Annotated in this window: 27 protein-coding genes, 2 tRNA genes and 2 pseudogenes; 13 read left to right on the forward strand and 18 right to left on the reverse strand. The window is 59.2% G+C overall.

Annotated features, from left to right (window positions below):
- Positions 1–170 precede the first annotated feature (170 nt).
- The 7 genes and pseudogenes from ACZ5C7_RS19905 to ACZ5C7_RS19935 all read right to left on the reverse strand — a co-directional run bounded on the left by ACZ5C7_RS19905 (position 171) and on the right by ACZ5C7_RS19935 (position 3,720).
- Complete coding sequence (locus ACZ5C7_RS19905) at positions 171–389, reverse strand: hypothetical protein (RefSeq protein ID WP_464377999.1); 219 nt, start codon at positions 387–389, stop codon at positions 171–173.
- Between the two features lie 91 nt (positions 390–480).
- Positions 481–723, reverse strand: a pseudogene (locus tag ACZ5C7_RS19910) (hypothetical protein); the annotation flags it as partial.
- A 218-nt stretch (positions 724–941) separates the two neighbouring features.
- Positions 942–2,156: a right-handed parallel beta-helix repeat-containing protein gene (locus ACZ5C7_RS19915; RefSeq protein ID WP_464378000.1), complete on the reverse strand. Its 1,215-nt coding sequence runs from the start codon at positions 2,154–2,156 to the stop codon at positions 942–944.
- A gap of 277 nt (positions 2,157–2,433) precedes the next feature.
- A complete protein-coding gene (locus ACZ5C7_RS19920) occupies positions 2,434–2,910 on the reverse strand; it encodes a hypothetical protein (RefSeq protein ID WP_464378001.1) in 477 nt (158 codons plus the stop codon).
- 91 nt (positions 2,911–3,001) lie between these two features.
- Complete coding sequence (locus tag ACZ5C7_RS19925) at positions 3,002–3,148, reverse strand: hypothetical protein (RefSeq protein ID WP_464378002.1); 147 nt, start codon at positions 3,146–3,148, stop codon at positions 3,002–3,004.
- A gap of 247 nt (positions 3,149–3,395) precedes the next feature.
- Positions 3,396–3,480, reverse strand: a tRNA-Leu gene (locus tag ACZ5C7_RS19930).
- Positions 3,481–3,543: 63 nt separating this feature from the next.
- On the reverse strand, positions 3,544–3,720 hold the full coding sequence (locus ACZ5C7_RS19935) for a hypothetical protein (RefSeq protein WP_464378003.1): 177 nt from the start codon (positions 3,718–3,720) through the stop codon (positions 3,544–3,546).
- Positions 3,721–4,006: 286 nt separating this feature from the next.
- Here ACZ5C7_RS19935 and ACZ5C7_RS19940 point away from each other — a divergent pair, with 286 nt between their 5' ends.
- Entirely contained in the window at positions 4,007–4,315 is a 309-nt protein-coding gene (locus ACZ5C7_RS19940) for a cyclin family protein (protein WP_464378004.1), read from the forward strand.
- A 211-nt stretch (positions 4,316–4,526) separates the two neighbouring features.
- Here ACZ5C7_RS19940 and ACZ5C7_RS19945 read toward each other — a convergent pair whose 3' ends face one another.
- Positions 4,527–5,000, reverse strand: a complete 474-nt coding sequence (locus ACZ5C7_RS19945) for a phosphopantetheine adenylyltransferase (protein ID WP_464378005.1) — start codon at positions 4,998–5,000, stop codon at positions 4,527–4,529.
- Between the two features lie 141 nt (positions 5,001–5,141).
- On the opposite strand from ACZ5C7_RS19945, the gene ACZ5C7_RS19950 reads away from it, so the two are divergent.
- The gene (locus ACZ5C7_RS19950; RefSeq protein WP_464378006.1) at positions 5,142–7,397 is read left to right on the forward strand and encodes an NADP-dependent malic enzyme; all 2,256 of its coding nucleotides are present in this window, start codon (positions 5,142–5,144) and stop codon (positions 7,395–7,397) included.
- Positions 7,398–7,448: 51 nt separating this feature from the next.
- Here the strand turns inward: ACZ5C7_RS19950 and ACZ5C7_RS19955 are convergent, their stop codons facing one another.
- Positions 7,449–7,682: a hypothetical protein gene (locus ACZ5C7_RS19955; protein ID WP_464378007.1), complete on the reverse strand. Its 234-nt coding sequence runs from the start codon at positions 7,680–7,682 to the stop codon at positions 7,449–7,451.
- Positions 7,683–7,707: 25 nt separating this feature from the next.
- Here ACZ5C7_RS19955 and ACZ5C7_RS19960 point away from each other — a divergent pair, with 25 nt between their 5' ends.
- Positions 7,708–8,079, forward strand: coding sequence for a 30S ribosomal protein S8e (locus tag ACZ5C7_RS19960; RefSeq protein WP_459889145.1), 372 nt, complete (start codon positions 7,708–7,710; stop codon positions 8,077–8,079).
- A gap of 376 nt (positions 8,080–8,455) precedes the next feature.
- On the opposite strand, the gene ACZ5C7_RS19965 is transcribed toward ACZ5C7_RS19960, so the two are convergent.
- Entirely contained in the window at positions 8,456–8,614 is a 159-nt protein-coding gene (locus ACZ5C7_RS19965) for a hypothetical protein (RefSeq protein WP_464378008.1), read from the reverse strand.
- A gap of 214 nt (positions 8,615–8,828) precedes the next feature.
- Positions 8,829–9,824 (reverse strand): PhoU domain-containing protein, encoded by a 996-nt coding sequence (locus ACZ5C7_RS19970; protein WP_464378009.1) that lies wholly within the window; start codon positions 9,822–9,824, stop codon positions 8,829–8,831.
- Positions 9,825–10,033: 209 nt separating this feature from the next.
- Here ACZ5C7_RS19970 and ACZ5C7_RS19975 point away from each other — a divergent pair, with 209 nt between their 5' ends.
- The 4 genes from ACZ5C7_RS19975 (at position 10,034) to pstB (ending at position 13,897) form a co-directional block, all read left to right on the forward strand.
- The gene (locus tag ACZ5C7_RS19975; RefSeq protein ID WP_464378010.1) at positions 10,034–11,032 is read left to right on the forward strand and encodes a PstS family phosphate ABC transporter substrate-binding protein; all 999 of its coding nucleotides are present in this window, start codon (positions 10,034–10,036) and stop codon (positions 11,030–11,032) included.
- Positions 11,029–11,952, forward strand: coding sequence for a phosphate ABC transporter permease subunit PstC (gene pstC, locus ACZ5C7_RS19980; protein WP_464378011.1), 924 nt, complete (start codon positions 11,029–11,031; stop codon positions 11,950–11,952). The genes ACZ5C7_RS19975 and pstC overlap by 4 nt, the downstream gene beginning before the upstream one ends.
- On the forward strand, positions 11,949–12,884 hold the full coding sequence (pstA, locus tag ACZ5C7_RS19985; protein WP_464378012.1) for a phosphate ABC transporter permease PstA: 936 nt from the start codon (positions 11,949–11,951) through the stop codon (positions 12,882–12,884). The genes pstC and pstA overlap by 4 nt, the downstream gene beginning before the upstream one ends.
- Before the next feature lie 155 nt (positions 12,885–13,039).
- Complete coding sequence (gene pstB / locus ACZ5C7_RS19990) at positions 13,040–13,897, forward strand: phosphate ABC transporter ATP-binding protein PstB (RefSeq protein WP_464378013.1); 858 nt, start codon at positions 13,040–13,042, stop codon at positions 13,895–13,897.
- A 97-nt stretch (positions 13,898–13,994) separates the two neighbouring features.
- Here pstB and ACZ5C7_RS19995 read toward each other — a convergent pair whose 3' ends face one another.
- The 4 genes and pseudogenes from ACZ5C7_RS19995 to ACZ5C7_RS20010 form a co-directional block, all read right to left on the reverse strand.
- Entirely contained in the window at positions 13,995–14,477 is a 483-nt protein-coding gene (locus ACZ5C7_RS19995; protein WP_464378485.1) for an NYN domain-containing protein, read from the reverse strand.
- Between the two features lie 155 nt (positions 14,478–14,632).
- Positions 14,633–14,884: pseudogene (locus ACZ5C7_RS20000) on the reverse strand (RNA-guided endonuclease TnpB family protein); the annotation flags it as partial.
- A 56-nt stretch (positions 14,885–14,940) separates the two neighbouring features.
- The gene (locus tag ACZ5C7_RS20005; protein ID WP_464378014.1) at positions 14,941–15,096 is read right to left on the reverse strand and encodes a hypothetical protein; all 156 of its coding nucleotides are present in this window, start codon (positions 15,094–15,096) and stop codon (positions 14,941–14,943) included.
- 213 nt (positions 15,097–15,309) lie between these two features.
- Positions 15,310–16,200: a dihydrodipicolinate synthase family protein gene (locus ACZ5C7_RS20010; RefSeq protein ID WP_464378015.1), complete on the reverse strand. Its 891-nt coding sequence runs from the start codon at positions 16,198–16,200 to the stop codon at positions 15,310–15,312.
- 192 nt (positions 16,201–16,392) lie between these two features.
- Between ACZ5C7_RS20010 and gcvT the strand changes: the two genes are divergently transcribed.
- From gcvT to ACZ5C7_RS20025, 3 genes are all read left to right on the forward strand, one after another.
- Entirely contained in the window at positions 16,393–17,490 is a 1,098-nt protein-coding gene (gene gcvT, locus ACZ5C7_RS20015) for a glycine cleavage system aminomethyltransferase GcvT (RefSeq protein WP_464378016.1), read from the forward strand.
- Entirely contained in the window at positions 17,490–17,873 is a 384-nt protein-coding gene (gene gcvH, locus ACZ5C7_RS20020; RefSeq protein ID WP_464378017.1) for a glycine cleavage system protein GcvH, read from the forward strand. Before gcvT ends, gcvH begins: the two co-directional genes overlap by 1 nt.
- A 400-nt stretch (positions 17,874–18,273) precedes the next feature.
- Positions 18,274–18,801, forward strand: a complete 528-nt coding sequence (locus tag ACZ5C7_RS20025; RefSeq protein ID WP_464378018.1) for a GNAT family N-acetyltransferase — start codon at positions 18,274–18,276, stop codon at positions 18,799–18,801.
- Positions 18,802–18,831: 30 nt separating this feature from the next.
- On the opposite strand, the gene ACZ5C7_RS20030 is transcribed toward ACZ5C7_RS20025, so the two are convergent.
- Both ACZ5C7_RS20030 and ACZ5C7_RS20035 read right to left on the reverse strand, forming a co-directional pair.
- Complete coding sequence (locus ACZ5C7_RS20030; protein ID WP_464378019.1) at positions 18,832–19,437, reverse strand: GNAT family N-acetyltransferase; 606 nt, start codon at positions 19,435–19,437, stop codon at positions 18,832–18,834.
- A gap of 131 nt (positions 19,438–19,568) precedes the next feature.
- A complete protein-coding gene (locus ACZ5C7_RS20035) occupies positions 19,569–20,315 on the reverse strand; it encodes a competence/damage-inducible protein A (RefSeq protein ID WP_464378020.1) in 747 nt (248 codons plus the stop codon).
- Between the two features lie 113 nt (positions 20,316–20,428).
- Here ACZ5C7_RS20035 and ACZ5C7_RS20040 point away from each other — a divergent pair, with 113 nt between their 5' ends.
- The 3 genes from ACZ5C7_RS20040 (at position 20,429) to ACZ5C7_RS20050 (ending at position 22,916) form a co-directional block, all read left to right on the forward strand.
- Positions 20,429–22,012 carry an HTTM domain-containing protein gene (locus tag ACZ5C7_RS20040; protein ID WP_464378021.1) on the forward strand — a complete coding sequence of 528 codons (1,584 nt, stop codon included), beginning with the start codon at positions 20,429–20,431 and terminating at the stop codon, positions 22,010–22,012.
- Between the two features lie 109 nt (positions 22,013–22,121).
- On the forward strand, positions 22,122–22,412 hold the full coding sequence (locus ACZ5C7_RS20045; protein WP_464378022.1) for a ribbon-helix-helix protein, CopG family: 291 nt from the start codon (positions 22,122–22,124) through the stop codon (positions 22,410–22,412).
- A 12-nt stretch (positions 22,413–22,424) separates the two neighbouring features.
- Complete coding sequence (locus ACZ5C7_RS20050; protein WP_464378023.1) at positions 22,425–22,916, forward strand: PIN domain-containing protein; 492 nt, start codon at positions 22,425–22,427, stop codon at positions 22,914–22,916.
- Positions 22,917–23,249: 333 nt separating this feature from the next.
- On the opposite strand, the gene ACZ5C7_RS20055 is transcribed toward ACZ5C7_RS20050, so the two are convergent.
- Positions 23,250–23,320, reverse strand: a tRNA-Gly gene (locus ACZ5C7_RS20055).
- Between the last annotated feature and the right edge of the window lie 29 nt (positions 23,321–23,349).

The following is a 23,349-nucleotide window of genomic DNA, read 5'->3' on the forward strand; positions in this document are numbered from 1 at the left end:
GAAAAGAACCGTGAGCGGAACGAAGTGATCCGTGAGCGGCGTGGAAATCTGTGTTGCCAGCACGAGCAGGAAACTCGAGCGAAATCTGCGATAGGAAAGCGAGCGAGCGTAGCAACAGGATCTGCACGTGATCCGCATTGGAGAGCGTTTTGCAACACGAATCAACCGTGCTATCGCTCTCGAAGGCCCTCCATGAAGAGAGAGAAAATCCAGTAGGCGGCGACAACTGCGACTGCCGCCCCTCCAACGCCAAGCAAAAGACTTCCCCCGTAGATGGCATTAAACACCAAACTGAGAGCGATGAGGCCCGCTATTGCGAGTAATACACCGAGGATCGAACGGTGAATCGCGGACACGAACGCTTCCGTTTCGGAATCGTTCTCGAGCATATTTCAAATAACCAACCCGATTATCGATAAGCGTTTCGGCGCTCCATAACGGCCTCGAGTACCGAGTCGAATCCACCACTCACCCATCGTCTCATCCGATTACGATGTCCGGGGCGACGAGTACGGTGATCACGAACCCGACGAGAAGACCGTATGCGGTCATCCGAAGGAGTCCGGGCGCGAGTCGTCGATCAGTCGGGAGGAGTTCCGCGACCCCGGACAGGAGGAACGCAGTCCCGAGAACGAGCGCGCTGATCGACCCGCCATCTACTTCGAGTCCGTAGTATACGTACAGCGCGAAGAAAACGACCGAAAAGGCGACCATCACCAGGGCAGACCACCTTCTGGCTCGTCGAAGACGTGTTGCTCGACTCGAGCTTTCATCGGCCGGGAATTTCTTTTAGAGATACAAAAATAACGGGTCAACTCCCCCTCGACCTTGAGGGCCGGCCATCCGGCTTGATCGACTATGGACCTAAATAACGAACTGAGACCAGCGCGAACTGCGCACAATGCGAGTCGCGACGCGACAGTGCGAGATGGTCGGTCACATTACTCTTTTTCGGGAACCTCCGTTCCGGCCGGCGTTTCTTCGAGGTGGTCGGTGATGACGGAGATGGTCGCCCGTTCGATAGTTGCGGTTATCTCTCCCGCTTCCTCTGGTTCAGGCGCTTGCTCGTCTTCCTCGGGTAGCACGTGTTGAACGGCAATATCGGTTCCAGAGAACGTGAACGTTCCCGCTTCGGTCTCGAGGTTTTCGACGGTGTTGTCCGCTGACTCGTCCGACGAGTGGTAAACCCACCGCTCGTTGTCGATCACCGTCGAATCCTCGATAGTGGAATCTGTGGTATTGACAAACACGAATGCACCCGGCTCGAGGTCGGCCCAGCCTTCCATCTCTACGTCGCCTTGCGTGTTCGTAATCGCCACGTTCTGGAAGTGTTGATCGCTGGATTCCAGCGAGAGAACGCCTATCTGGGTGTTTCTGTCGAGTTCGACGCCCGAGACGGTGCTGTCGTCGGTGTCGATACCGAGAATGAGTCCCACGTCGTTGTCCGCAATTGTGGACTCGGTTAACTCGAGGTTGGTCGTTTCCCAGACCGCTATGCCGTCGAGGGTGTTTGACCGGCTTTCAACGTTGTGTATCGCGTTATCCTCCGAAACGCCCTCGTCCCAGCTATCGAAAATGAACCCCGAACTACCGTTACTCGCCGTGGAATCGGCGAACGTAACCTGACTCGAGTTATAAGCAGAAATACCGTCGCCGTTGTTCTCCGCCGTTACGCCCTGTACCTCGCCATTCATTACGCTCTCGTAGTTGATGCCGAAGAACCAGTTACTGACGGTTACATTGCGCACCACGACAGACGAACGATCGGCTTCCGCGCCGACCGAGATGCCGATGCGTTGCCACTCGGGGTCGGTCGGGAAGGCACCCTCGTCGTCTTCGACGGCGCTAACGAATTGCTCGCGTTCCTCGTCGGTAACGTCGCCATCAATCGTGTGTCCGTTTCCATCGAGTTCGACGTTATTCGCTTCGATCTCGATGCAGACGTCTTCGGAGGAGTCTTCGATATCCTCAGCGAGTTGGTAGTTCCCCGGCTCGGAGATCGTCGTGCAGGAATCGATCTCCGTCACGTCGACGTTCTCGCCGGAAACGCTACCAAGCCCGATTCCGGCTGCTGTGAGACCAGTAACCGCGAGAACGACTATAATCCCGATACCGACGGACCGACCGAATCGCGTACGTTCATTCTGTGGGAGCATCCAAACACCACTGGTTGAACCCCGACACGTCTAATAAACCGCTTGTGCGATTCCCCGGACATTCAATTTCACGGTTCCATACTCGCCTTGTCGACGAAACGTGGGGACTCCACAAGCCCTCGAGTCTCGAGTCGAACCCGCCACTCACACTGAAACAGTAGCTATATGACATTTGAGCGCGTTCGTCAGAATGGAAGCCAACACTCCACAGCAAGGGGGCGTTCGTATTGAAATGCCCCGGGTGGTAACAGCACCCGAGACGTGGCTTCCAAACCCGCTAAGGGTCAGTTGCCATGATTGGATTACTTCTCCGCGGGCATAAACGTCCCGTACGCCAGTCGAATCGAAATCCAACCAGCGACGGTCTCGAGTACACCCACTCACACCAGAGCGGTGCCCACCCACGATGACCCACTCGAGCGATCCGCTCGTCGTGGACATCGTCCGTACGCTCGAGGACCACGGCCTGCCTCGGGACGAGTACTAACTCGCCAGCGAGTTCGACCCCGAGGCGCTCGAGGTTCGCGTTACCGTTCGTGGAATCCCGCTCCTCGTGACGAACGCGGGTGCGTTCGTCGTGAGCGAGCAAACAGACGATTGCACGAGCGATAGGGCAGACGACCCAGCCGTCGAGACCGACGGCGGCGACGAGTCGCCGTTTCCCGACTGCCCGCGGTGTGGAACCCCGGTCCTGCGAGTGGTCACCTCCGGTCCCGGTCGCCACACGGCTCGTCCCTGCGGCTGTCGGGTGCACTACGACCGACTCGATCGGGGATAAAGCCGTTCGATCATCACGGCTGCTCGAGACGAACGCGACATCGGCTCAAGAAACGGAAGATCAATTCTTAGGTCTCCGCCGAAACCCGGCTCACCAGCCGAACGCTGTACCAGAACCAGGTCCCGACCAGTCCCGCGATCGCGACCAGCGGAAGTGCCAGCGGACCGACCCGATCCCCGGTGCTGGCGACGAGCAATGGAGAGCCGAGCAACACCAGACCGAACGTCGTACAGCCGAGAACTCTGGTCGGCTGCTTCTCGAGTGAGCGACAAGCAGACTGATTTCCCGGAGTTACAAGCAGACGGTTCTCGAGAGATCATTGAATTGGGTGCGCGGGACCGGATTCGAACTATGTGGAGACGTTCCGGGTCGCTCCCTCCGGTCGCTTCCGGGCTGCGACTCCTCGAGTTCGAATCCATATTGGCGATTCCCGTCGCTCGCGAGTTTGCGAGCGACAGGAATGCGCGGGACCGGATTCGAACCGGCGGACCCCTACGGGACAGCGTCCTAAGCGCTGCGCCGTTGGCCTAGCTTGGCTACCCGCGCGCAGGCTATCGTTTCCGCGATTCGAGTAAGAACCTGTCGATCCGTCCTCTCGAGACCGCAAACTCAATCGTGAACTAAGGGCTCTTCGGGCGACCAATCCGGTGGAACGATGAAGGTCACGTGCTCGGAATCCCGCAACTGGTGGAGTTCCGCCGCCTGCTCCGCCAGCGATCTATCTCTGTACGGCATCTCGAGGCCACAGCCGGTACAGACGAGTTTGCATGTTGGCTCGGTACTCATGATGAGACGCGAGTCGCGGGAGCGAGCGACGGGCGTCACTGAGGCCTTCCGGTTCACCCGGCTTTAGTAATCGTGACCTAGTGAAATCGCCAGCGAACGGCCAGTTTCTCTAGTCGTTCGTAGCTGAACGTTGTCCGATATAGCCCCCTATTGCGGAGAGTATCCGGCCCCAGAGACCGTTCACGGAGTCCATAACGTTACGGGAGCAAAACAGTCAGTCGACGCGACCGTCTAGCCTTCCACGGATGTCCGTGGGTTTATTTCGATGCCGCTAAAATCTCGAGCCATGCACAGTGCGCGCGATCGCGTCGAGTACGAAGCCTGGCTCGATGAACTCGAGACCATCGCGGATCGGCTCGAACTCTCGAGCGAAGCGCGCTCGTACGCCGGCGATCTCTTTCTCACCGATGTTCCCGAATCGGATCGGTCCAAGCGCGCCGTCCTCGCGGCGAGCATCTACGCTGGTTCGCTTGTCGCCGGCGACGGCCGCACGCAGGGAACGGTCGCCGACGCCGCAGACGTTTCGCGACTCTCCATTCAACAGCGATGGAAGGAACTGCTCGAAACCGCTGGACTCGAGCCCCCGCGCTGGTAGCGTCGGTCACCGGCCACGATGGTACCAATCGCCGCGCTGGCTACGAATTCTACCCAAGTCATCGACGCTATCAAGTGGTTTATCGGAATCAAAACCACGTAAGTGCCAACTACGGTGATGAAACGATACCCATCGGTAAGAACTACTGAGAACGGTTCGTCGGCGAAAGCAGCAGTTCGGCGACTCTCATCGCACGTCGATACTCCGCCCGCTACTGGTCGTCCGAATCGACCAGCTGCCCGTGTTCGTCGATTTCGCCGTTGACGATGCGCGTGCTCGAGATGATGTCGCCGTCTTCGGCTCGAAGATGCGGGACGACGATCACCTCGAGGGAGTCGTGGCCTCGTTCGCGCCGAATTTCGTTGATTTTCTCGCCTCCATCGACGGTTTCCGGCGAAACGACGAGATAATCGAACTGCGGCTCGGTCGCGATCCCCGTCGGCTCGCGGAGGGTTCGAACCTCGAACGTCCGATCGTACTCCTCGGCGAACGGTTCGAGTTCGTCCTCGAGGCGGTCCTTTCGCTGTTCGAACGACCGCACGGGTCGGTCCTCGTGGCGCGTTTTCGGGGCGAGGTCGTCACTCGTTAGCCCGACGGTCACGTCTCCGAGTTCGAACGCCCGTTCGAACAGTCGCCGATGACCGTCGTGGACGGGGTCGAACGTCCCACCAAGCGCGACATCCATACCCGGTTGGACTGTCGCGGGCCGTATAAAAGGGTCGAATCGTCGAACTCGGACGCGTTGAGAGAGCGCCGACAAGCAATTCGACGTTTGTCGAAATGCGCCTTCGCATTGTTTTTAGTGGTTCCCGTTAGTGATCCTCGTATGGGACTAGACGAGGACGCACTGGAGTACCACCGAATCGATCCGCCGGGAAAACTCGAGATTTCGACGACGAAACCGACGAATACGCAGCGGGATCTCTCGCTCGCGTACTCACCCGGCGTGGCAGCGCCGTGTCTCGAGATCGACGAAGACGAATCCGAAGCGTTTCAGTACACCGCTAAGGGAAATCTCGTCGGCGTGATCTCGAACGGCTCCGCGGTGCTCGGTCTGGGAGATATCGGTGCCCAAGCGTCCAAGCCGGTCATGGAAGGAAAGGGCGTTCTCTTCAAACGGTTCGCCGACATCGACGTCTTCGACATCGAACTCGACGAGGCGGATCCCGAGAAGATAATCGAAGCCGCGAAGATGATGGAGCCGACCTTCGGCGGCATCAACTTAGAGGACATCAAAGCGCCCGGCTGTTTCATCATCGAAGAGCGGCTTCGCGAGGAGATGGACATCCCCGTCTTCCACGACGACCAGCACGGCACCGCGATCATCTCCGGTGCGGCGTTGCTCAACGCGGCCGATATCGCCGACAAGGATCTCGAGGACCTGAAGATCGTCTTCTCCGGAGCCGGCGCGAGTGCGCTCGCGACCGCGCGCTTCTACGTCTCGCTCGGCGCAAAGCGAGAGAACATCCTCATGTGTGACTCCTCGGGGATCATCACGGACGCCCGCGCCGCGGCCGACGACATCAACGAGTACAAGCGAGAGTTCGCTCGAGACGTGCCGGAAGGCGACCTCTCGGACGCGATGGAGGGAGCCGACGTTTTCGTCGGTCTCTCGATCGGCGGGATAGTCGATCAGGACATGGTTCGCTCGATGGGCGACGATCCGATCATCTTCGCGATGGCCAATCCCGATCCCGAAATCGGTTACGCGGAGGCCAAGGAGGCTCGAGACGACACGGTCATCATGGCGACGGGTCGTTCGGACTATCCGAATCAGGTCAACAACGTCCTTGGATTCCCGTTCATTTTCCGCGGCGCGCTCGACGTTCGGGCGACCGAGATCAACGAGGACATGAAAGTTGCCGCGGCCAGCGCGCTGGCGGATCTGGCCCGGCAGGACGTCCCCGACGCGGTTGTCAAAGCCTACGGCGACGACCCGATCCAGTACGGACCCGATTACATTATCCCGAAACCGGTCGACCCTCGAGTCCTGTTCCGGATCGCTCCCGCCGTCGCAGAGGCGGCGGCCGACTCCGGAGCCGCTCGCACAGATATCGATATCGACGAGTACGAAGAACAGCTCGAGGCTCGACTCGGCAAGTCCCGCGAGATGATGCGGGTGGTCCTCAACAAGGCTAAAAGCGACCCCAAGACGGTCGCCCTCGCGGAGGGCGAAAACGAGAAGATGATCCGAGCTGCGTATCAGCTCCAGGAGCAGGAGATCGCCCTGCCGATTCTGATCGGCGACGAAGCCGAGATCAAATCGACGGCCGCGAACCTCGGACTCGACTTCGAGCCGCAGGTCGCGGATCCGGACGCGGGAGACTACGAACGGTACGCCGAACGATTGCACGAACTCCGCCAGCGAAAGGGAATTACGCGCACCGAAGCGGGCGAGCTCGTGCGCCGCGACACGAACTACTTCGGTAGCGTGATGGTCGAAGAGGGTGACGCCGACGCGTTCCTGACCGGTCTCTCTCATCACTACCCCTCGGCGCTTCGACCGCCGCTGCAGGTGATCGGCACCGCGGACGACGTCGACTACGCCGCCGGGGTCTACATGCTCACGTTCAAGAATCGCGTGATCTTCATCGCCGACGCAACCGTCAACCAGTCCCCCGACGAGGACGTCCTCGAGGAAGTGACCAAGCAGACGGGCAAACTCGCCCGACGGTTCAACGTCGAACCGCGCGCGGCGCTTCTGTCGTACTCGAACTTCGGCAGCGTCACCAACGAAGACACCGTCAAACCGCGCAAGGCCGCACAGCAGCTCCAGGACGATCCCGCGGTCGACTTCCCAGTCGACGGCGAGATGCAGGCCGACACGGCCGTCGTCGAGGACATCCTCGAGGGCACTTACGGCTTTTCGGAACTCGAGGAGCCCGCGAACGTGCTCGTCTTCCCGAACCTCGAGTCGGGGAACATCGGCTACAAACTGCTCCAGCGTCTGGGCGGTGCCGACGCGATCGGCCCGATGCTGACAGGAATGGACAAACCGGTCCACGTCCTCCAGCGGGGCGACGAGGTTAAAGATATCGTCAACCTGGCGGGCGTCGCGGTCGTGGACGCACAACAGGAGTAGCGAAAACAGACGGTCGAAAGCGACGGTGAGAGTACCCCGTTTTTCGGCTGATTACGCGGACTCGAGCGATTCGGCTCGTGCAAACTCCCGCCAGTGGCGAAATCCCCGGATACCGATCGCCGTACAGACGATCGCCGCGGAATAGATCAGCATGTGCGTGTTGAAGACGCTCGTCGGGTCCGCCGAAGCGTAAGCAACGCCCTCGACCGCACGACCGACGGCAACGACGGAACGGCCGTTCCAGTCCGTCGACTCCGATAGGCCGGGAGAAAAGGTTGCATTCAAGTATCCGCCCGGACTTTCAACGGGTATGCAAGATCAAGGCCGTTCTACTCGCAAGCGAACAGGCGGGCGACTCAAGCACATCCGAAACCGACGCAAGTACGAACTCGGTCGACTTCCGACCGAGACCCAGGTCGGTGAACCACGCTACCGAACCGTCGATGTCCGCGGAAACGGCGAGAAGACGCGAGCGCTCGCGACGAACGTCGTAAACGTCAACAAAGGCGGCGAAACCGTGACGACCGAAATCAACGACGTCGTCGAAAACGACGCGAACCCGAACTACGTCCGACGAAACATCATCACCAAGGGCGCAATCATCGACACCGACGAAGGAAACGCTCGAGTCACCTCCCGGCCCGGCCAGAACGGACAGGTAAACGCCGTTCTCGTCGAATAACTGTCGGAATCGATTTTCTCGAATTCGTCTCGCCTCTCCCGAGCGGCGCGAACCATCCGTTCACACCGCGGAGTGAATCACTCAGGGTGAGGTGATTCGAGAGAGCTTTGGAGCCCTTGTTACTGACAGGAACAAATCTCCCGCGAGGTCCGCGAAACCGACGGTTTCATAGGAATTATCGTAGGGATTCATAGATTTCTTGTTCGAAAATCGAAACACGGTGTCAACCCTTACGAGGCGAAACATCCGGCTGGCTACGATAATCCCTATCAGTCGAACACGGAATCCGGAGTCTTCCAGTCGACCTCGAAGATTCGTACTACTCCGGCTGTAGAACGGTGCTTTCAACGCGTCAAGCGACCGAAAGCGGCTGAATTCACTCTGCAGGTTGCGTTTCCTGTCCGCTGACGAACTCGCGGAGCCTGTCGGAATACATGCCGACGCCGATTCCGATCACGAACGTCAGGTAACTCGGAACGAGAATCCACCAGAGATTCGGATGACCGTGCCCGGCGTGTAGTAAGGTATCGAACATACACCTCCTATCACAGTAGACGGAAATGAATCTGCCGGTGTCCGCAGTTCTTTCTCACTCGTCGTGTGATCTTGGTAACTGATCGTGATACAAAGGAGAGAGAGCGGTACTCGATCAGGTATTTTTACAGCATCCGTCCACTGTTCAACATGATATCGATCGACCCTTGAGAATCCGACTGCCCGATCAGCTCGTCGACCGTAAAACGCCTAACTCAGGGGCTCGGTGCAGCCTTCTGTAACGCCGTTTCCGCGATGTTTCCACCGTAGTCTGCACTCCGAGAGAGCGAGTCGACGATTAAGCCGAGCGACTGGGCCTGCATCGGATCGAGTTCTCGAAGCATGTCGTCGATCGTCCGGGTGTGTTCGTCGATTTCGAGAATCCGCTCTCGAGCGGCGTGGCCCAGCCGGTTCGCTTCTTCGCTGTCCTCGGCGACCAACGCATCGAGTGACTTTTCTAAGACGTCGAACGCGTCGTCGTGAAGCGCCGCGAGCGCCTCGGCGACGGCTTCCGGGATCTCCTCGAGTTTGAGCGCGAGTTGGCTGATTTTGACGGCGTGATCGGCGACGCGCTCGAGCTGTCTGGCGCTCGAGTGGTAGTCGAAACAGTCCTCGCGAGGAACCCCGAGTTCTTCGGCTGCTCGAGGAGATCGCAGAGTCGCCCGAAAGATTCGGGAAACGACGAGCCAGAGGCGGTCGACGTCGTCGTCACGTTCGATCACGTCGCGCGCGATGTCGTCGTCGTTTTCGATGAGCGCGGTGATCGCATCGTCGAGCATCGACGAGGCGATCAGCCGCATGCGGGTAACGGCGTTAAGGATCGACAGCTCCGAGGAGTCCAGCAGGTCCTGAATCACGACGCTGTCGGTGGTCTCCTCTAACACCTCGACGCCGACGAGGCTCTGGGTCGCGTTACGGATCGCCCGCCGCTGGTCAGTTGTGATCCGGTTCGCCTCGAGACGGATGAGATCGAAGCCGCTGACGTACATCGTCATGACGGCCCGGGTCAAGCGTTCGTCCTCGAGGTTCGAGACATCGAGCGTCCCTTCCTGTCTGTCGACATCGCTCTGTGGCGTCAACAGGAGCGAATCGTCCTCCGGATAGAACTCGACGGTCGTCCCGGCGCTGACCTCGTTTTCGGTCGCCCAGGATTTCGGAAGCGATACCGTGTACGTCGACCCGCCCGTCACCTGGACTTTTCTCGTCTCCATATTCAGGGGATTTTGCACATGGTAACATAAATCTACTCCAATCTATAGAGACATATCGAAAATGGCCATAAACGCGCCATACACCGTTACACACGCGATTAGGTGGTCAGTAGACAGCAATAGATAATGGGCTGTTAACGGTTGACCCACATAGTACTATATAGAGATAATAGAAGGGTATTTAGATCCCATCTTCTAATGATTTCGTGATGGAAACTGAGCCGACAGCAGGACGCGGCGAGGGCGTTTCTCGCCGTCGCGTTCTGCTCGGCACCGCGGGAACAGCCCTGGCCGGGCTGGCCGGGTGTCTCACCCGCGGTGAAGACAGTGGACTCGAGGGGCGAATCGTCGTCGACGGCTCGAACACGCTGTTGCCCAACAGTGCGCTCGTTGCAGAGCAATTCCTCTGGCAAAACAATCAAGTGCAAATCCCCGTCAGCGGATCCGGCACCGGCGCCGGATTCCAACAGTTCTGTTTGGGCGAGACGGACCTCCAGAACGCGAGCCGTGAGATCAGTGACGATGAACGGGAACTCTGCCGTGAGAACGGCATCGATCCGGACGAGGACGTCCTCGAGCTCGAGGTCGTGATGGACGGAATCGCGGTTATGAAACACCCAGATAACGACTGGTGTGATTGTCTCACGACCGACCAGCTCGAAGAGCTCTGGCGAAACGACTCGCCGATCCAAACCTGGGCGGATATCGATGACGATTGGCCCGACGAAGAGATTTCGTTTTACGGACGCGACGCGGCATCCGGGACGTTCGACTACTTTACCGAGGAAGCGACGGGCGGCGTCGCAAACATTCGCGACGATTACAGCGGTTCCCCCGATACCAACGTCATCGTCAGAGGCGTTCGCGGAAACGAGGACGCGATCGGGTTCGGCGGTGCTGGCTACTACTACGAGAACGAAGACGACCTCGAACTGATCGGGATCGACGACGGAAACGGGTGTACGCGCCCGACCCCGGAAACGATCGAAGCCGACGACGAAGAAGATCGGTACACACCGCTTGCTCGGCCGATGTATCTGTACGTCCGAACGGAGGAACTGAGTCGGGAGGTCTACCGTGAGTTCTTACGATACTACCTCGAAAACACTCGAGAGACAGCACGTGAGGTCGGGTTCTACGCAGTTCCCGAGGAGACAGTTTCTACCCAACGCGAGAAACTCGAAAATGCAATCGAGGAGCACACATGAGTTCTGATTCGATCGACCTCTCCAGAAGCACGAACGACGTCGGCGGGCTCGGTGACCGGTTCGCACATTACGTATTCTTCGGCTGTGCGCTGGTAACCGTCGCGACGACGGTCGCGATTATCGCCGTTCTGGTAAACGGCGCGCTCGATTTCTTCTCGGAGGTGTCTCTCCTCGAGTACTTGACCAGCACCGACTGGTCCCCGCGGGCGACGGACGATCCCGGATTTGGTGTGTTACCGCTGGTCTGGGGAACGCTTATGATCACCGTCGGCTCGGCACTGGTCGCGATTCCGGTCGGAACGCTTACCGCGATTTACCTCTCCGAATACGCCGACCAGCGCGTGCGAAAAACGGTCAAACCGACACTCGAGGTTCTCGCAGGCATCCCGACGATCGTCTACGGCTTTTTCGCCCTGTCGTTCATTACGCCGGTGATTCAGTTTTTCTTCCCGGAAACGGGAACGTTCAACGCGGCGTCGGGCGCGATCGTCGTCGGTGTAATGATCATTCCGATGGTGTCGTCGCTTTCGGAAGACGCGATGAGTTCGGTTCCGGACTCGCTTCGAAATGCGGCCTACGGCCTCGGCGCGACGAAGTTCGAGGTGTCGACACAGGTCGTCGTCCCCGCATCGCTGTCGGGAATCCTGGCTGCGTATATTCTGGCGATTTCGCGGGCAATCGGTGAGACGATGGCGGTGGCGCTCGCCGCAGGTGCGCTCTCTCAGATAACGACGAATCCGCTCGATGAGGTCCAGACGATGACCGCATTTATGGTCGAAATCGGGACTGGTGACGCCTCCGTCGGCTCGATCGGCTACCAGAGCCTGTTCGCGATCGGCTTGACGCTATTCATCATGACATTCACGATGAACATCGGCAGTATGTGGATCCGGTCACGGTACCGGGAGGAGTACGAATGAGCGCTCCAACTGAGTCCGAAGAGTTCGAGTTCGACGGTACTTCGATCAAACGCAAACGCCAGATCGGCCGAGTGTTCCTCGGCCTCTGCGTCGGCGCGACGATGGTCGGCATCGTTGCACTGGTCGCCCTGTTACTTGACGTGCTCGTCGAGGCGTGGGGATGGCTTACCTGGGAATTCTTGACCTATCCTCCGTCGCAGTTGGTCGAGAACTACAACCCCGCAAACTACGGCGATCTCCCAACAGGACCCGGCGGGATCTACCCTGCGCTAGTGGGGTCGATCTATCTGATCAGCCTGACCGCGATCTTTACGCTCGTCCTCGGTGTCGGTGCCGCGATCTATCTCGAAGAGTACGCGCCGGATACCCGACTCACGCAGTTCATCGAGGCGAACATCTCCAATCTCGCCGGTGTTCCGTCGATCGTCTACGGTCTACTCGGACTGGCGATGTTCGTCCGGGCGCTCCACACCGGCGCGAGCCTTATCGCGGGCGCGCTGACATTGACACTACTCATCCTCCCGATCGTCATCGTCTCCTCACAGGAGGCGCTCCGGGCCGTCCCGGACTCGATGCGTCGCGCATCCTACGGATCGGGCGCGACGAAGTGGCAAACCGTCCGAAACGTCGTACTTCCCGAGGCGGTCCCGGGGATCATGACCGGAATAATTCTCTCGCTCTCGCGGGCGATCGGCGAAACAGCACCGATTCTAATGGTCGGTGCTGCCACGTCGATGTTCGCCCCGCCGGAATTAACTGATCCCACGGGCCCATTCGCCGCGATGCCGATGCAAATCTTCGAGTGGGCGAGTTTACCCGAAGGCGATTTCCAACACGTCGCTGCCGCCGGGATCGTCGTCTTGCTCGCGATCTTGTTGCTGATGAACGCAGTCGCGATTTTCATCAGGAACAAGTACGACCGCCGAGCGTAACTCGTCGTTTACTCGCTTCGAACCGCGCTCGGATCGGTAGATACGAATAACTAGATTCAACCAACGGGCAGTACTTTGCGAGTTCCGAGCGTGCTCGCTCGGCGCTCGATTCCGGAACAGGTAACTGCCTGAGGACCAACGAATACGTAACCCGTATGACGGCAAACAGCGGCGGACCTGAGACGGTCTCGAAGCACCAGATCGACGATTCTCCCCCGGAAGAAACCACCTCGAGCGAGCCGATCGAGGACGCCTGGGGTGATCAGGCCGTGATCCAGTCTCGAAATCTCGAGGTCTTTTACGGCGACGAACAAGCCCTCGACGAGATCGACATGGACATCCCGGAACGGCAGGTGACGGCACTCATCGGCCCCTCGGGCTGTGGAAAGTCGACGTTCCTACGCTCGATCAACCGAATGAACGATCTGATCGATGTCGCCCGAGTCGAGGGCGACCTCTACTTCCACGGCAAGAACGTCTACGACGACGACGTCGATCCCGTCGCGCTCCGTCGGAAGATCGGGATGGTCTTCCAGAAACCGAACCCGTTCCCAAAGAGCATCTTCGACAACGTCGCCTACGGCCTTCGCGTCCAGGATCAGGAAGACGACGTCGACGAACAGGTCCAGCAGGCCCTCGAGCGCGCCGCGCTCTGGGACGAAGTCAAAGACCAGCTCGATTCGTCGGGTCTCGATCTTTCCGGCGGCCAACAACAGCGCCTCTGTATCGCCCGCGCGATTGCCCCTGACCCCGAAGTCATCTTGATGGACGAGCCAGCGAGCGCCCTAGATCCCGTTGCAACCTCGAAAATCGAGGATCTCGTCGAGGAGCTCTCCCAGGAGTACACGGTCGTTATCGTCACCCACAACATGCAACAGGCCGCCCGAATCTCGGATAAGACCGCCGTCTTCCTGACCGGGGGTCGACTCGTGGAGTTCGACGAGACGAACAAGATCTTCAACAATCCAGAAAGCCAGCGCGTCGAGGACTACATCACGGGCAAGTTCGGATAAGCAGCTCCTCACGCGAAAGCGGGCCGGGATGATTTACGAACAATTGGAAACGATCTCCGAACAGGTTGCTTCTTTCGGTACCTGGCGTTGCGTGATACTATTCCGATAACGTTACGCCCTCGTCGGCCGCGTTCCGAAGCGCATCGGAGCGACCGTGACTCCCCGGTGCGATCGCGACGGTGTGAATGCCGGCCGTGCCCGCGTACTCGAGTACCGGCTTGAAATCCGTGTCCCGAGAGGCGATAACGAGGGTATCGACGGTTTCGTCGGCGGTGAAAGCGGTCGCATCGACGGCGAGTTTGACGTCGACGTCACCGCTCGTGATGACCACCTCGTAGCCGCGGGCCTCCGCGGCCTGAATCAATCCTGGCGTCGCGTGTTCGTCGAGATAGAGCCTGGTGATTCCGACGCGTCCGTACTCAAGCGCTTCGTCCCGGACATCATCTAGATCAACGTCGAACTCGTCCCGAAGAACGTTCGGTCCGTCGACGAAGAGTCCGACGGTCGGCGGCGAATCAGAACCAGAGTCGGAATCAGGGCCAGACGAAGACTCGAGACGAGAGCGAACGCGGTCGAAGATGGACATAGATACTACTCCGTAGCGGGGGTCGCGAAATAGGTGTGACGAAAGGAACGAGACCGACAGCCGTTCTGTAAACTACCCTACCCTACTTCGCTCACCCCCATACGGGGTTCGCTCGTTGAGGGTAGGGCTTTGATGTGGACTCCCAGCAATCAGTCCCCAGCAATAGGCTGGTGACCGTCGCCGTTCACCATCCCACCATGTATACGCACGTCTACTGGTGTCGAAGGAAATCGAAGATTTCCTGACCATTGGAAAGCTCCGCTTTCCAAGACGTCTCCGCTCTCCGACATGGGCGAGGAACGGAGTCTATGCTGCCGTTTTCGGGCGTATCGTAGCCCGATATTTTTCGCTGCGTTGTAGTCCGCGTTGACCTCGTAGCCGCATTTCTGAAACTGTTCGCCAGACCAGCCGACTCGTCCTCGAGTTCGCCGTCGGTTCCCCGTACGACGAAGGCCGCCTACTCGGCGCCCGTTCCGGCAGCCGCGTCGAACTCGTCTGGGTCGTCGAGGACATCGGCCTGTTCGACGATTTCGAACGTGCTTTCACCGCAACTACAGCCATCCTGACCGATGATCTTGATGTCGCCATCCGGCCACTGTCGTGCCGCATACACAGAGTCGCAGTTCACGCAAGTAGCTAACACTCTCTCCACGTCTTCTCTTCGGGCCATTTGATACAAGACAAGAGGAGATACACTACGAAAGAGTCTTTCTATTTTGGAGGTGTTAGCGTCGGAACTAGTGGATTACGGCGCAGATACGATTCAGCAACAATAGTCATCGGTTATCGTTTTCGACAAATGGAAGTATTCCGACGACCGCTCGGATTAACTCCCAACGGTGGTGAGCGCCTGCTCGACTGATTCACCGATCCGGTTCGCACCCTCGTCTTCGACAGCCACCAGCGGCGGCCGGACGCGATCTGACTGGATTACTCCTCGGTGAGCGAGTGCGGTTTTCGTCGCCGGTGCAAATCCGAACTCCTTGCACGACTCGAACAACGGACTGATAGCGTTCTCCTGAAGCGTTCGACCGGGTTCGCCGTGTGCACGGTCGATTGCTTTGTCGTACACCTCCGGGAGCACGTTCGAGAGCGCGTTGACGCCCCCGTCTGCTCCCATCCGCATCGCCGGGACGAGAAGCGAGTCGTACCCCTGAAGCATGAGAAACGCGTCCGAGGTTCGGCCCAGCACCGTCAAAAAGTACTCGAGATCACCGCTCGAGTCTTTGAGACCGAGTATTTGGTCGTGGTCAGCCAGGGCGACGACGGTTTCCGGCGCGATCTGTCGGCCGGTACAAGCGGGAATGTTGTACAACAACAGCGGGAGAGACGACCGATCGGCGACGGCCTCGAAGAATCGCTGGTTTCCCTGCGGTGCGTTCGCCGTATGGAAGTACGGTGGCGTGAGAACCGTTGCGTCTGCTCCCGCTGCGGAAGCGATATCGATCGCTTCGACTGCGGATTCGACGTCCGTTGCCGACGCGCCTGCAACAACGGGAACCGATGCCCGTTCGGCGGTGTGTTCGACAACCAGTCGCCGTTCGTCCGGCGACAAACTCGCGAACTCGCCTGTCGTCCCGGCCGGAAACAACGCGTCGATCGACCCCGACTCGAGGTGGTCGATCAGATCGGTCACTGCACCGGTATCGACGGTCCCGTCGGCGAATGGAGTGATCATCGGACAAGTAATGCCTCGCAACGCTTCTCGAATGTCCATACGAGAAGTGGTTCGTCCACCCCTAAAGCGGTACTCCTGGAGGTTCGATACGAGCGAGAGGATTCCGCCGACAGTACTCGTGGCGATCACAGTACACGTTATTCGTCCGGGACGGAGCGGTGGGCGGTGAGCCGGGTCGGATCGGCCACAGCGACGAAAAGACATTACTGTCCCGGGGGTGTCCAGTCGATTATGCCGCTTCAGACGCCGCCGTTACGTGGGGTCCACGACGATTACGGAGCGAAGTTTACCGAGTTCGGCGGCTGGGATATGCCCGTCGAGTTCGAGTCGATCCGCGACGAACACCTTGCGGTCCGGGAGGACGCCGGAAAGTTCGACGTCTCGCACATGGGCGAGGTTCACGTCACCGGCCCGGATTCGACCCGACTCATGCAACGGCTCACTACGAACGACGTGGCGGCGCTCGAGGTCGGTGACTCCCAGTACGCGGCCATTACCGACGAAGACGGCACGATCATCGACGATACGGTGATTTATCGGCTCCCCGACGAAGACGGGGCAGAGACGTATCTGTTCGTTCCGAACGCCGGTAACGACGAGACAATGCACGAGCGTTGGATCAGTTACCGAAACGAGTGGAACCTCGAGGCGACGGTAGACAACATGACCGACGAGTACGCGATGTTCGCCGTACAGGGACCGAACGCGGCCGGTCTCGTCGGCGATGTCGTCGAGGGATCGATCACGGATATCCCTCGGTTCGAAGCGCGGTACGCCACGGTCGCGGGAATCGAATGCTGGACGGCTCGAACCGGGTACACGGGAGAGGACGGGTTCGAATTCGTCGTCCCATGGAGCGACGCCGAGACGGTCTGGTCGGCGTTCGACTGCCAGCCGTGCGGACTGGGCGCTCGCGATACACTCCGAATCGAAGCTGGCTACCTCCTCGCCGGCCAGGATTTCGACCGGGAATCTAATCCCCGAAACCCCTACGAGGCCCGCATCGGATTTGCGGTCAAACTCGAGACCGAATTCGTCGGCCGGGACGCCCTCGAAGGAGCGTCCGTCGAAGGTGTCGAAGAGAAACTCGTCGGCATCAAACTGATCGATCGCGGTGTCCCGAGACACGGTTACGATATCACCAACACCGACAGCCGCGTCGTCGGCACGATCACGAGCGGGACGATGAGTCCGACCCTCGAGTCACCGATCGGACTCGGCTACGTTCCGGTCGAGTACGCGGACCCGGGAACGACACTCAACGTCATCGTTCGCGGACAGTCCAAGAAAGCAAGAGTTGAAACGATTCCGTTCATCGACACAGTATAATGAGCTTCGACATCCCAGCAGACAGACGGTACCAAGAATCGCACGAGTGGGCACTCGAGACAGACGGCGTCGTCCGCGTCGGCATCACGGACTTCGCACAGGACGAACTGGGCGACGTCGTGTTCGTCGAACTTCCCGACGAAGGCGACGACGTCGTCCAGGACGAAGAGTTCGGCGTTATTGAGTCCATTAAGGCCGTTTCGGACCTCTACGCGCCCGTTAGCGGCGAGGTCGTCGCGGTTAACGAGGAACTCTTCGACACGCCCGAACTCGTCAACGACGACCCGTTCGGCGACGGTTGGATGCTCGAGATCGAGCCTGCGGAGGAAGACGAACTCGAGGCGTTGTTGGCGGACGAGGAGTACGAAGACCAGATTGCCTGAACGGCAACGACAGTTCGTTCCTCGGAATCAGCGTTCGATCGACAACCAATGTTTTGGATGCGGGAGGACAAAGAGAAAGCCCGCCCTTTAGGACTGAGCGGGTGCCACGTCGCATGTATCAGCCGTTCACTACAGCTGCGCAACGAACTTTTCCGCCTCGGGATTCCTCGCTGCGCTCGGAACCGCTCGGCGCAAAAAATTCGATGAAAAAGGCCGACAGCTCGGCCTTCGGCTTCGCGTCGGTGAACCGTGCTCGCTTCGCTCGCACGGATGCGACAGCGGTAAGTCCTCGTACTGTACGTACCGAAAGAATCAGATCAAAGACAGTTTCATAGATGTTAGGTCGAAACGCACCACCACCAATCGATAGAGCCACACGGCTCGATTTCAATTCTCCGGCATGTCGATCGAGATTCGCTCCGCCGACCTCGAGACGGACCGCGACGGCCTCTGGCGGCTCAAGCGCCAGTTCGAACTCGGACTGGGAACTGATACTGGGGGCGAACAGAAAGCCGAGATCTACAAGCAGAAACTGACAGGCGAGTACCGAACTCGGTATCTCGAGTGGGCCGAACGCTGTACCGAAGAATCAGCCCAATCCATCCTTGTTGCCGAACGGAACGCGACTGCCGGTCGAACGACCGACGGAGGCGAACATCTCGTCGGGTATATATTCGTCCTGCCAGAGTCGCTCTCGCTCGTCTGGGATGCCGGCGTCGTAAACGAACTCTTCGTCGCCGAGCCACACCGAGGAACTGGTGTTGCCGACCGACTCATGGAACGCGCGCTCGAGGTTCTTTCCGAACAGGACCTCCCCCTCGAGCGCGTCGTCCTCGACGTCGATCGGGCTAACGACCGCGCCCAGGCCTTCTACGAGCGATACGGGTTCGACCACTGGGGCGAGCTCGTTTCTCGGCCGCTCGAGTAACGGACAGATAGCCTCGGTCGCCCGCTCGTCTCACCTCGAATCCGAGGAACGTCGCGACTCGCGATACTGCTCTCGAGTGATCGTGTAGCGGTGAAGGTCACGAACCGAATCTTCGATCGGGACCCAGTTCCGGAGGAGCCCGTCGTACTCGCCGCCGAAACGGTCGACGTACTTTTCGATGGCCCGCTTGGAATTCTCGTTCCCGGCCAGATACCCCGCCGAAACAAGCTCGAGATCGAGCTTTTCGAACGCGAGTTCGATCAACGCGGCGGCTCGTTCGCCCGAGTAGCCTCGACCCCAGAACGGTTTCCTGAGCCAGACGCCCAGTCGAGCGGTTCGTTTCTCCCAGAGCGGGATGAGGCTGGCGACGCCCGCGAACTCGCCGCTTCGTGGCTCTCCAGCGGCCGGATACATCACCCAGTTCGCACGCGTGCGTTCGTCCCATCGTTCCTCGGACTCGAGGAGATACTCCCGCGATTCGTTCGGAGTGTGATGGACGTCATCCGTCAGATGCGTTGCGACCTCGTCGAACCCGCTTCCCGGCTTCCGGTATTCGTACAGCTCGAGTGGTTCGATCGTCTCTCGAGAGAGTCGCCGGAACTCGATACGGTCGGTTTCGAAGGTCTCGGGAAACATTCGTTCGCCAAGGTTATCGTGGAGAGTATAAAATAGTCGGCAGTATATCCGCGCGGCCCTTTCGCCGGCGTTTAGTCGTTCGTCGGCGGTTGGTCGTTCGTCGGCGGTTGTCGACTGGTCGAACCCGAAGACTAGTTCGGCTCGGAGGGCTGGCCCGTCTCGACCCGCTCTCGGATCCACGCCGCCGCATCCTCGACGGCGTCCTCGTCGTTGCCCGTAACGCGCAGCCGTCCTAACCGGTCCTCACTCTGGGGATAACTGCCGACCGAGACATCGAACTCGTCGGTCACGCCCTCGAGAACCGCTCGAAGAGACCCCTCCGGAGCCGGCGTGAACACGGTCCTCGAAACGACGTTGCCCGTAAATTCGGCGTCGACCACTTCGAACATGGCCTTCATCTCGTCCGGAATCCCGGCGAAGACATAGACGTTCTCGACCACGCAGCCCGGCGACCAGCCCGCGTCCGTAACGACCGGTCTGGCCCCCTCCGGAAGCGAGGCCGCGGCGTCGACGTCGAACTTGAGGTCGTATTCCTCGAAGAACTCCGGCCGTTCCGCCCGGAGTTCGCGTCCCTTTTCTACGATTTGTTCTCGAACGTCGGGAAAGACCACGAGGTCTCGCTCGAGTCCGGCCGCGACCGCCTCGATCGTGACGTCGTCCGGCGTCCCGCCGAGGCCCCCGGTAACGACGACGGCGTCGAACGTCTCGCTCCACCGTGAGACGGTCTCTGCGATGAGTTCCCGATCGTCGGGGATCGTCAGAATCCGGCGGACGGAGCCGCCGCGGTCGGTGATCTGCGAGCCCAGCCACGACGCGTTCGTGTTCGTCGTTTGCCCGGCGAGCAGTTCGTCACCGATCGTGAGAATAGCGACCTGCATATGAGACCGTTCTCGTCGTCAGCAGTTATATCTCGCGCCGATCGGTTCTGACCGCCGGAGGGGAAAACACTTATAGAGGGCTTGACAACCCCGAAAGCGATTGAGTTTGTTGCATGGCCGACGATCCCTCTATCGCACCCAGCCGGGTTTCCAGCAGTTCAGATGATTCCTCGAGCGCCCGTTCGGTGATCGGATCGCGACTCGGAATCGACCGTCGGGCTCTCGCTGCGTTCCGGATCGGACTCGGCGTCGTCATCCTCTTCGATCTGCTCCTCCTTCGAGTCCCGGGAACCGTGCCGTTCTACACCGACGCAGGCGTGCTTCCGCGGTCCGCGCTCGCGGAAGTGTATCCCGCGTTCGCATCGGCGTCGATCCACGCGCTAGCAGGATCGATGTGGGTGCAAGCGGTTCTGTTCGCGGTCGCCGGACTCTTCGCCGTCTCTCTGTCTCTCGGCTACCGAACTCGCCTCGCGACGTTCGTTTCGTTCGTCCTCCTCGCCTCGCTCCAGGCCCGAAATCCGTACGTTCTCAACGGCGGCGACACCATCCTGAGCTCGTTCCTGTTTCTCGGTCTGTTCCTCCCGCTCGGGGCTCGATGGTCGCTCGATGCCCGAAGAACCGCTCGAGAACGGTCTCGGGAAGTCACCGGCGACCGAGAACGAGCAGGGACTGGTGAAACAGAAGACGGGGTGACCGGCGACGCGGCGCAAGTCGTCTCCGTTGCGACGGTTACGATTCTCGTCCACATCGTCCTCATCTACGCGACGAACGCGGCCTTCAAGTTCCAGAGCGAGGCCTGGATGAACGGAATCGCCGTCCGGCGAACCATGCATCTCGAGCAGTTCGTCGTTCTGCTCGGTCCGTACCTCTCGGACCTCTCGACGGCCCTAACTGCGGTCAACTGGCTCTGGATCGCGACGCTGTCGGCCGCTCCGCTTCTCGTCCTATTCGCCGGGAAGCTCCGAACCGCGGTCGTCGTCGCGTTCGTCTGCACCCACCTCGGAATGGCCGCGACGATGCGTCTCGGTGTGTTCCCCTTCGTGCTGATAACCGGATTACTGTTGTTCCTCCCGCCGGCAGTCTGGGACGTGATCGAGCGGAGTCGAACTCGAGACGCGCTTGAGCGCATCGAAACCAGCATCCGGGCCAGCCTTCCTCGCGGTTCCCCGCTCGAGTCACGTTCGGTTCCGTCGATTACGGTTCCGTCCGCAGCCCGCCGAATCGGGCGAATTTGTGCGTCCGGATTCCTCGTCGTCGTGCTCCTCACGTTGGTTTTTTGGCAGACTGCTCAGCTCGGTCTGGTCGACTCGCCCGCTTCGGAACTGGAAGAAGGCATGGGCGACGTCGGCTGGACGTTCTTCGCCCCGAGTCCGCCGGACGCCTCGATCGGGTACGTCGCCGAAGCCGAACTCGAGTCCGGGGAGACGATCGACCTCATCCACGGCGGTCAAGCCACGCTGGATCGCCCGCCGGATCCCGACCAGGCGTTCCCGACGACGCTCTGGAAGCGTTACGGGACAGATATGAGCCACGCCGACGAGAGCCAGTACGAACCCCTACTCGAGTACCTCTGTGATCGTTCGGAGCACGAGATCACGGACCTGACGATCTATTACTTCGAGCAACCCGTCGAGCCGGACGGGCCGGTCGGCGAACCAGAGGCGCTCGAGCGTATTTCCGGGACGTGTTTGGAGTGAGACGAAATCGTTCTCGCACAGTGAGTCGCGGTTCAGTGACGACGATTCAACCGCTCGGATAACGTTTATGAGGGCGTACATACAATGTGTGTACAACAGAGGAACCAATATGGGTACAACACGAGTAAATTTCCGCCTGCCAGAAGAGTTGGTCGAGAAAGCCGACGTTGCAGCCGAGGTTACGCACAGAAACCGAACAGAGATACTCAAAGAAGCTCTCCAAGCGTACTTCGAAGAAGTCGAAGACGACGAGAAGTTCAAAGAAGCTGTCGTCGAACTCTATCTCGACGACCGAATCGAATTCGAGACGCTACGAGAGTTTATCGGGCGACAGGATGCCGAAGCCGTTCGAACCTCGAAAACGATTCTCGATCAGGGTGACGAACTCGCGAATCTGTAGGATGGCTTCAGTATGATCGTTATCGATACAAGCGCCGCTATCTCTCTCGCAACTGCTAATTCTCTCGAAATCGTCCTCGAACAGTTCGATAGTCACACAACCGAATCGGTGAGACAGGAACTCGAAAACACGGCGGAGTATGATAACATTCACGGAACCGCTGCAATGGCAGTCCTCGAGCACGAAGAAGAGTACGTCGTCCATCTCACAAACGAATCAACGAGACACTCGTCCCGAATCGATCAGGGAGAAGCAAGCTGTGTCACGCTCGCGAAAGAACTTGACGCAGACTTCTTGGTAACTGACGATTTCCGGGCGCTCCCAGAGCTACAGACCGTGACTCATTCGAAGGTGGCCATTTCACCGCTTCTCCTGAAGGCGCTGGTCAAACGTGGTGAACTCGAAAACCAGCAGGCTCGGGAGCGGGTCGAAATGTTGGCCGAAAATCGTGACTGGCTTGGATCTCCGATATACCGCCGAGCAAAGCAGCTCTTCGAGGAATGAATTGTTCGCGACAGAAGTGCGTTGGCTGGGATTTGAACAACTCGAAGACGATCTCACTCGCGTTGCTCGCGGTAAGCCGCTCGCATCGCGGTTCTCACTTCGTTCCGAACCGCGCACTGCTCGTGAGCGTGCGACTTCTTTCGTTCAAATCAGATTGATTTTTCCAAACTTGAATACTCGCGTTGCTACGTAATGGTCGTGGAAAGTGAGTTTGGAAAAATGCGTTGGCTGGGATTTGAACCACGGTCGCACGACCTCGCGTTGCTCGGCTGCGAGCTCCCTGATTCAAATCCAGTCGACTACTGTCGCTCACGAGTTTGTTCGCGACAGAAGTGCGTTGGCTGGGATTTGAACCCAGGTTGTGACCATGGCAAGGTCACGTGATACCACTACACTACCAACGCCCTGCTACACTTCTAAATACATCTGGAGG

Source organism: Halostagnicola alkaliphila, from assembly GCF_055379965.1.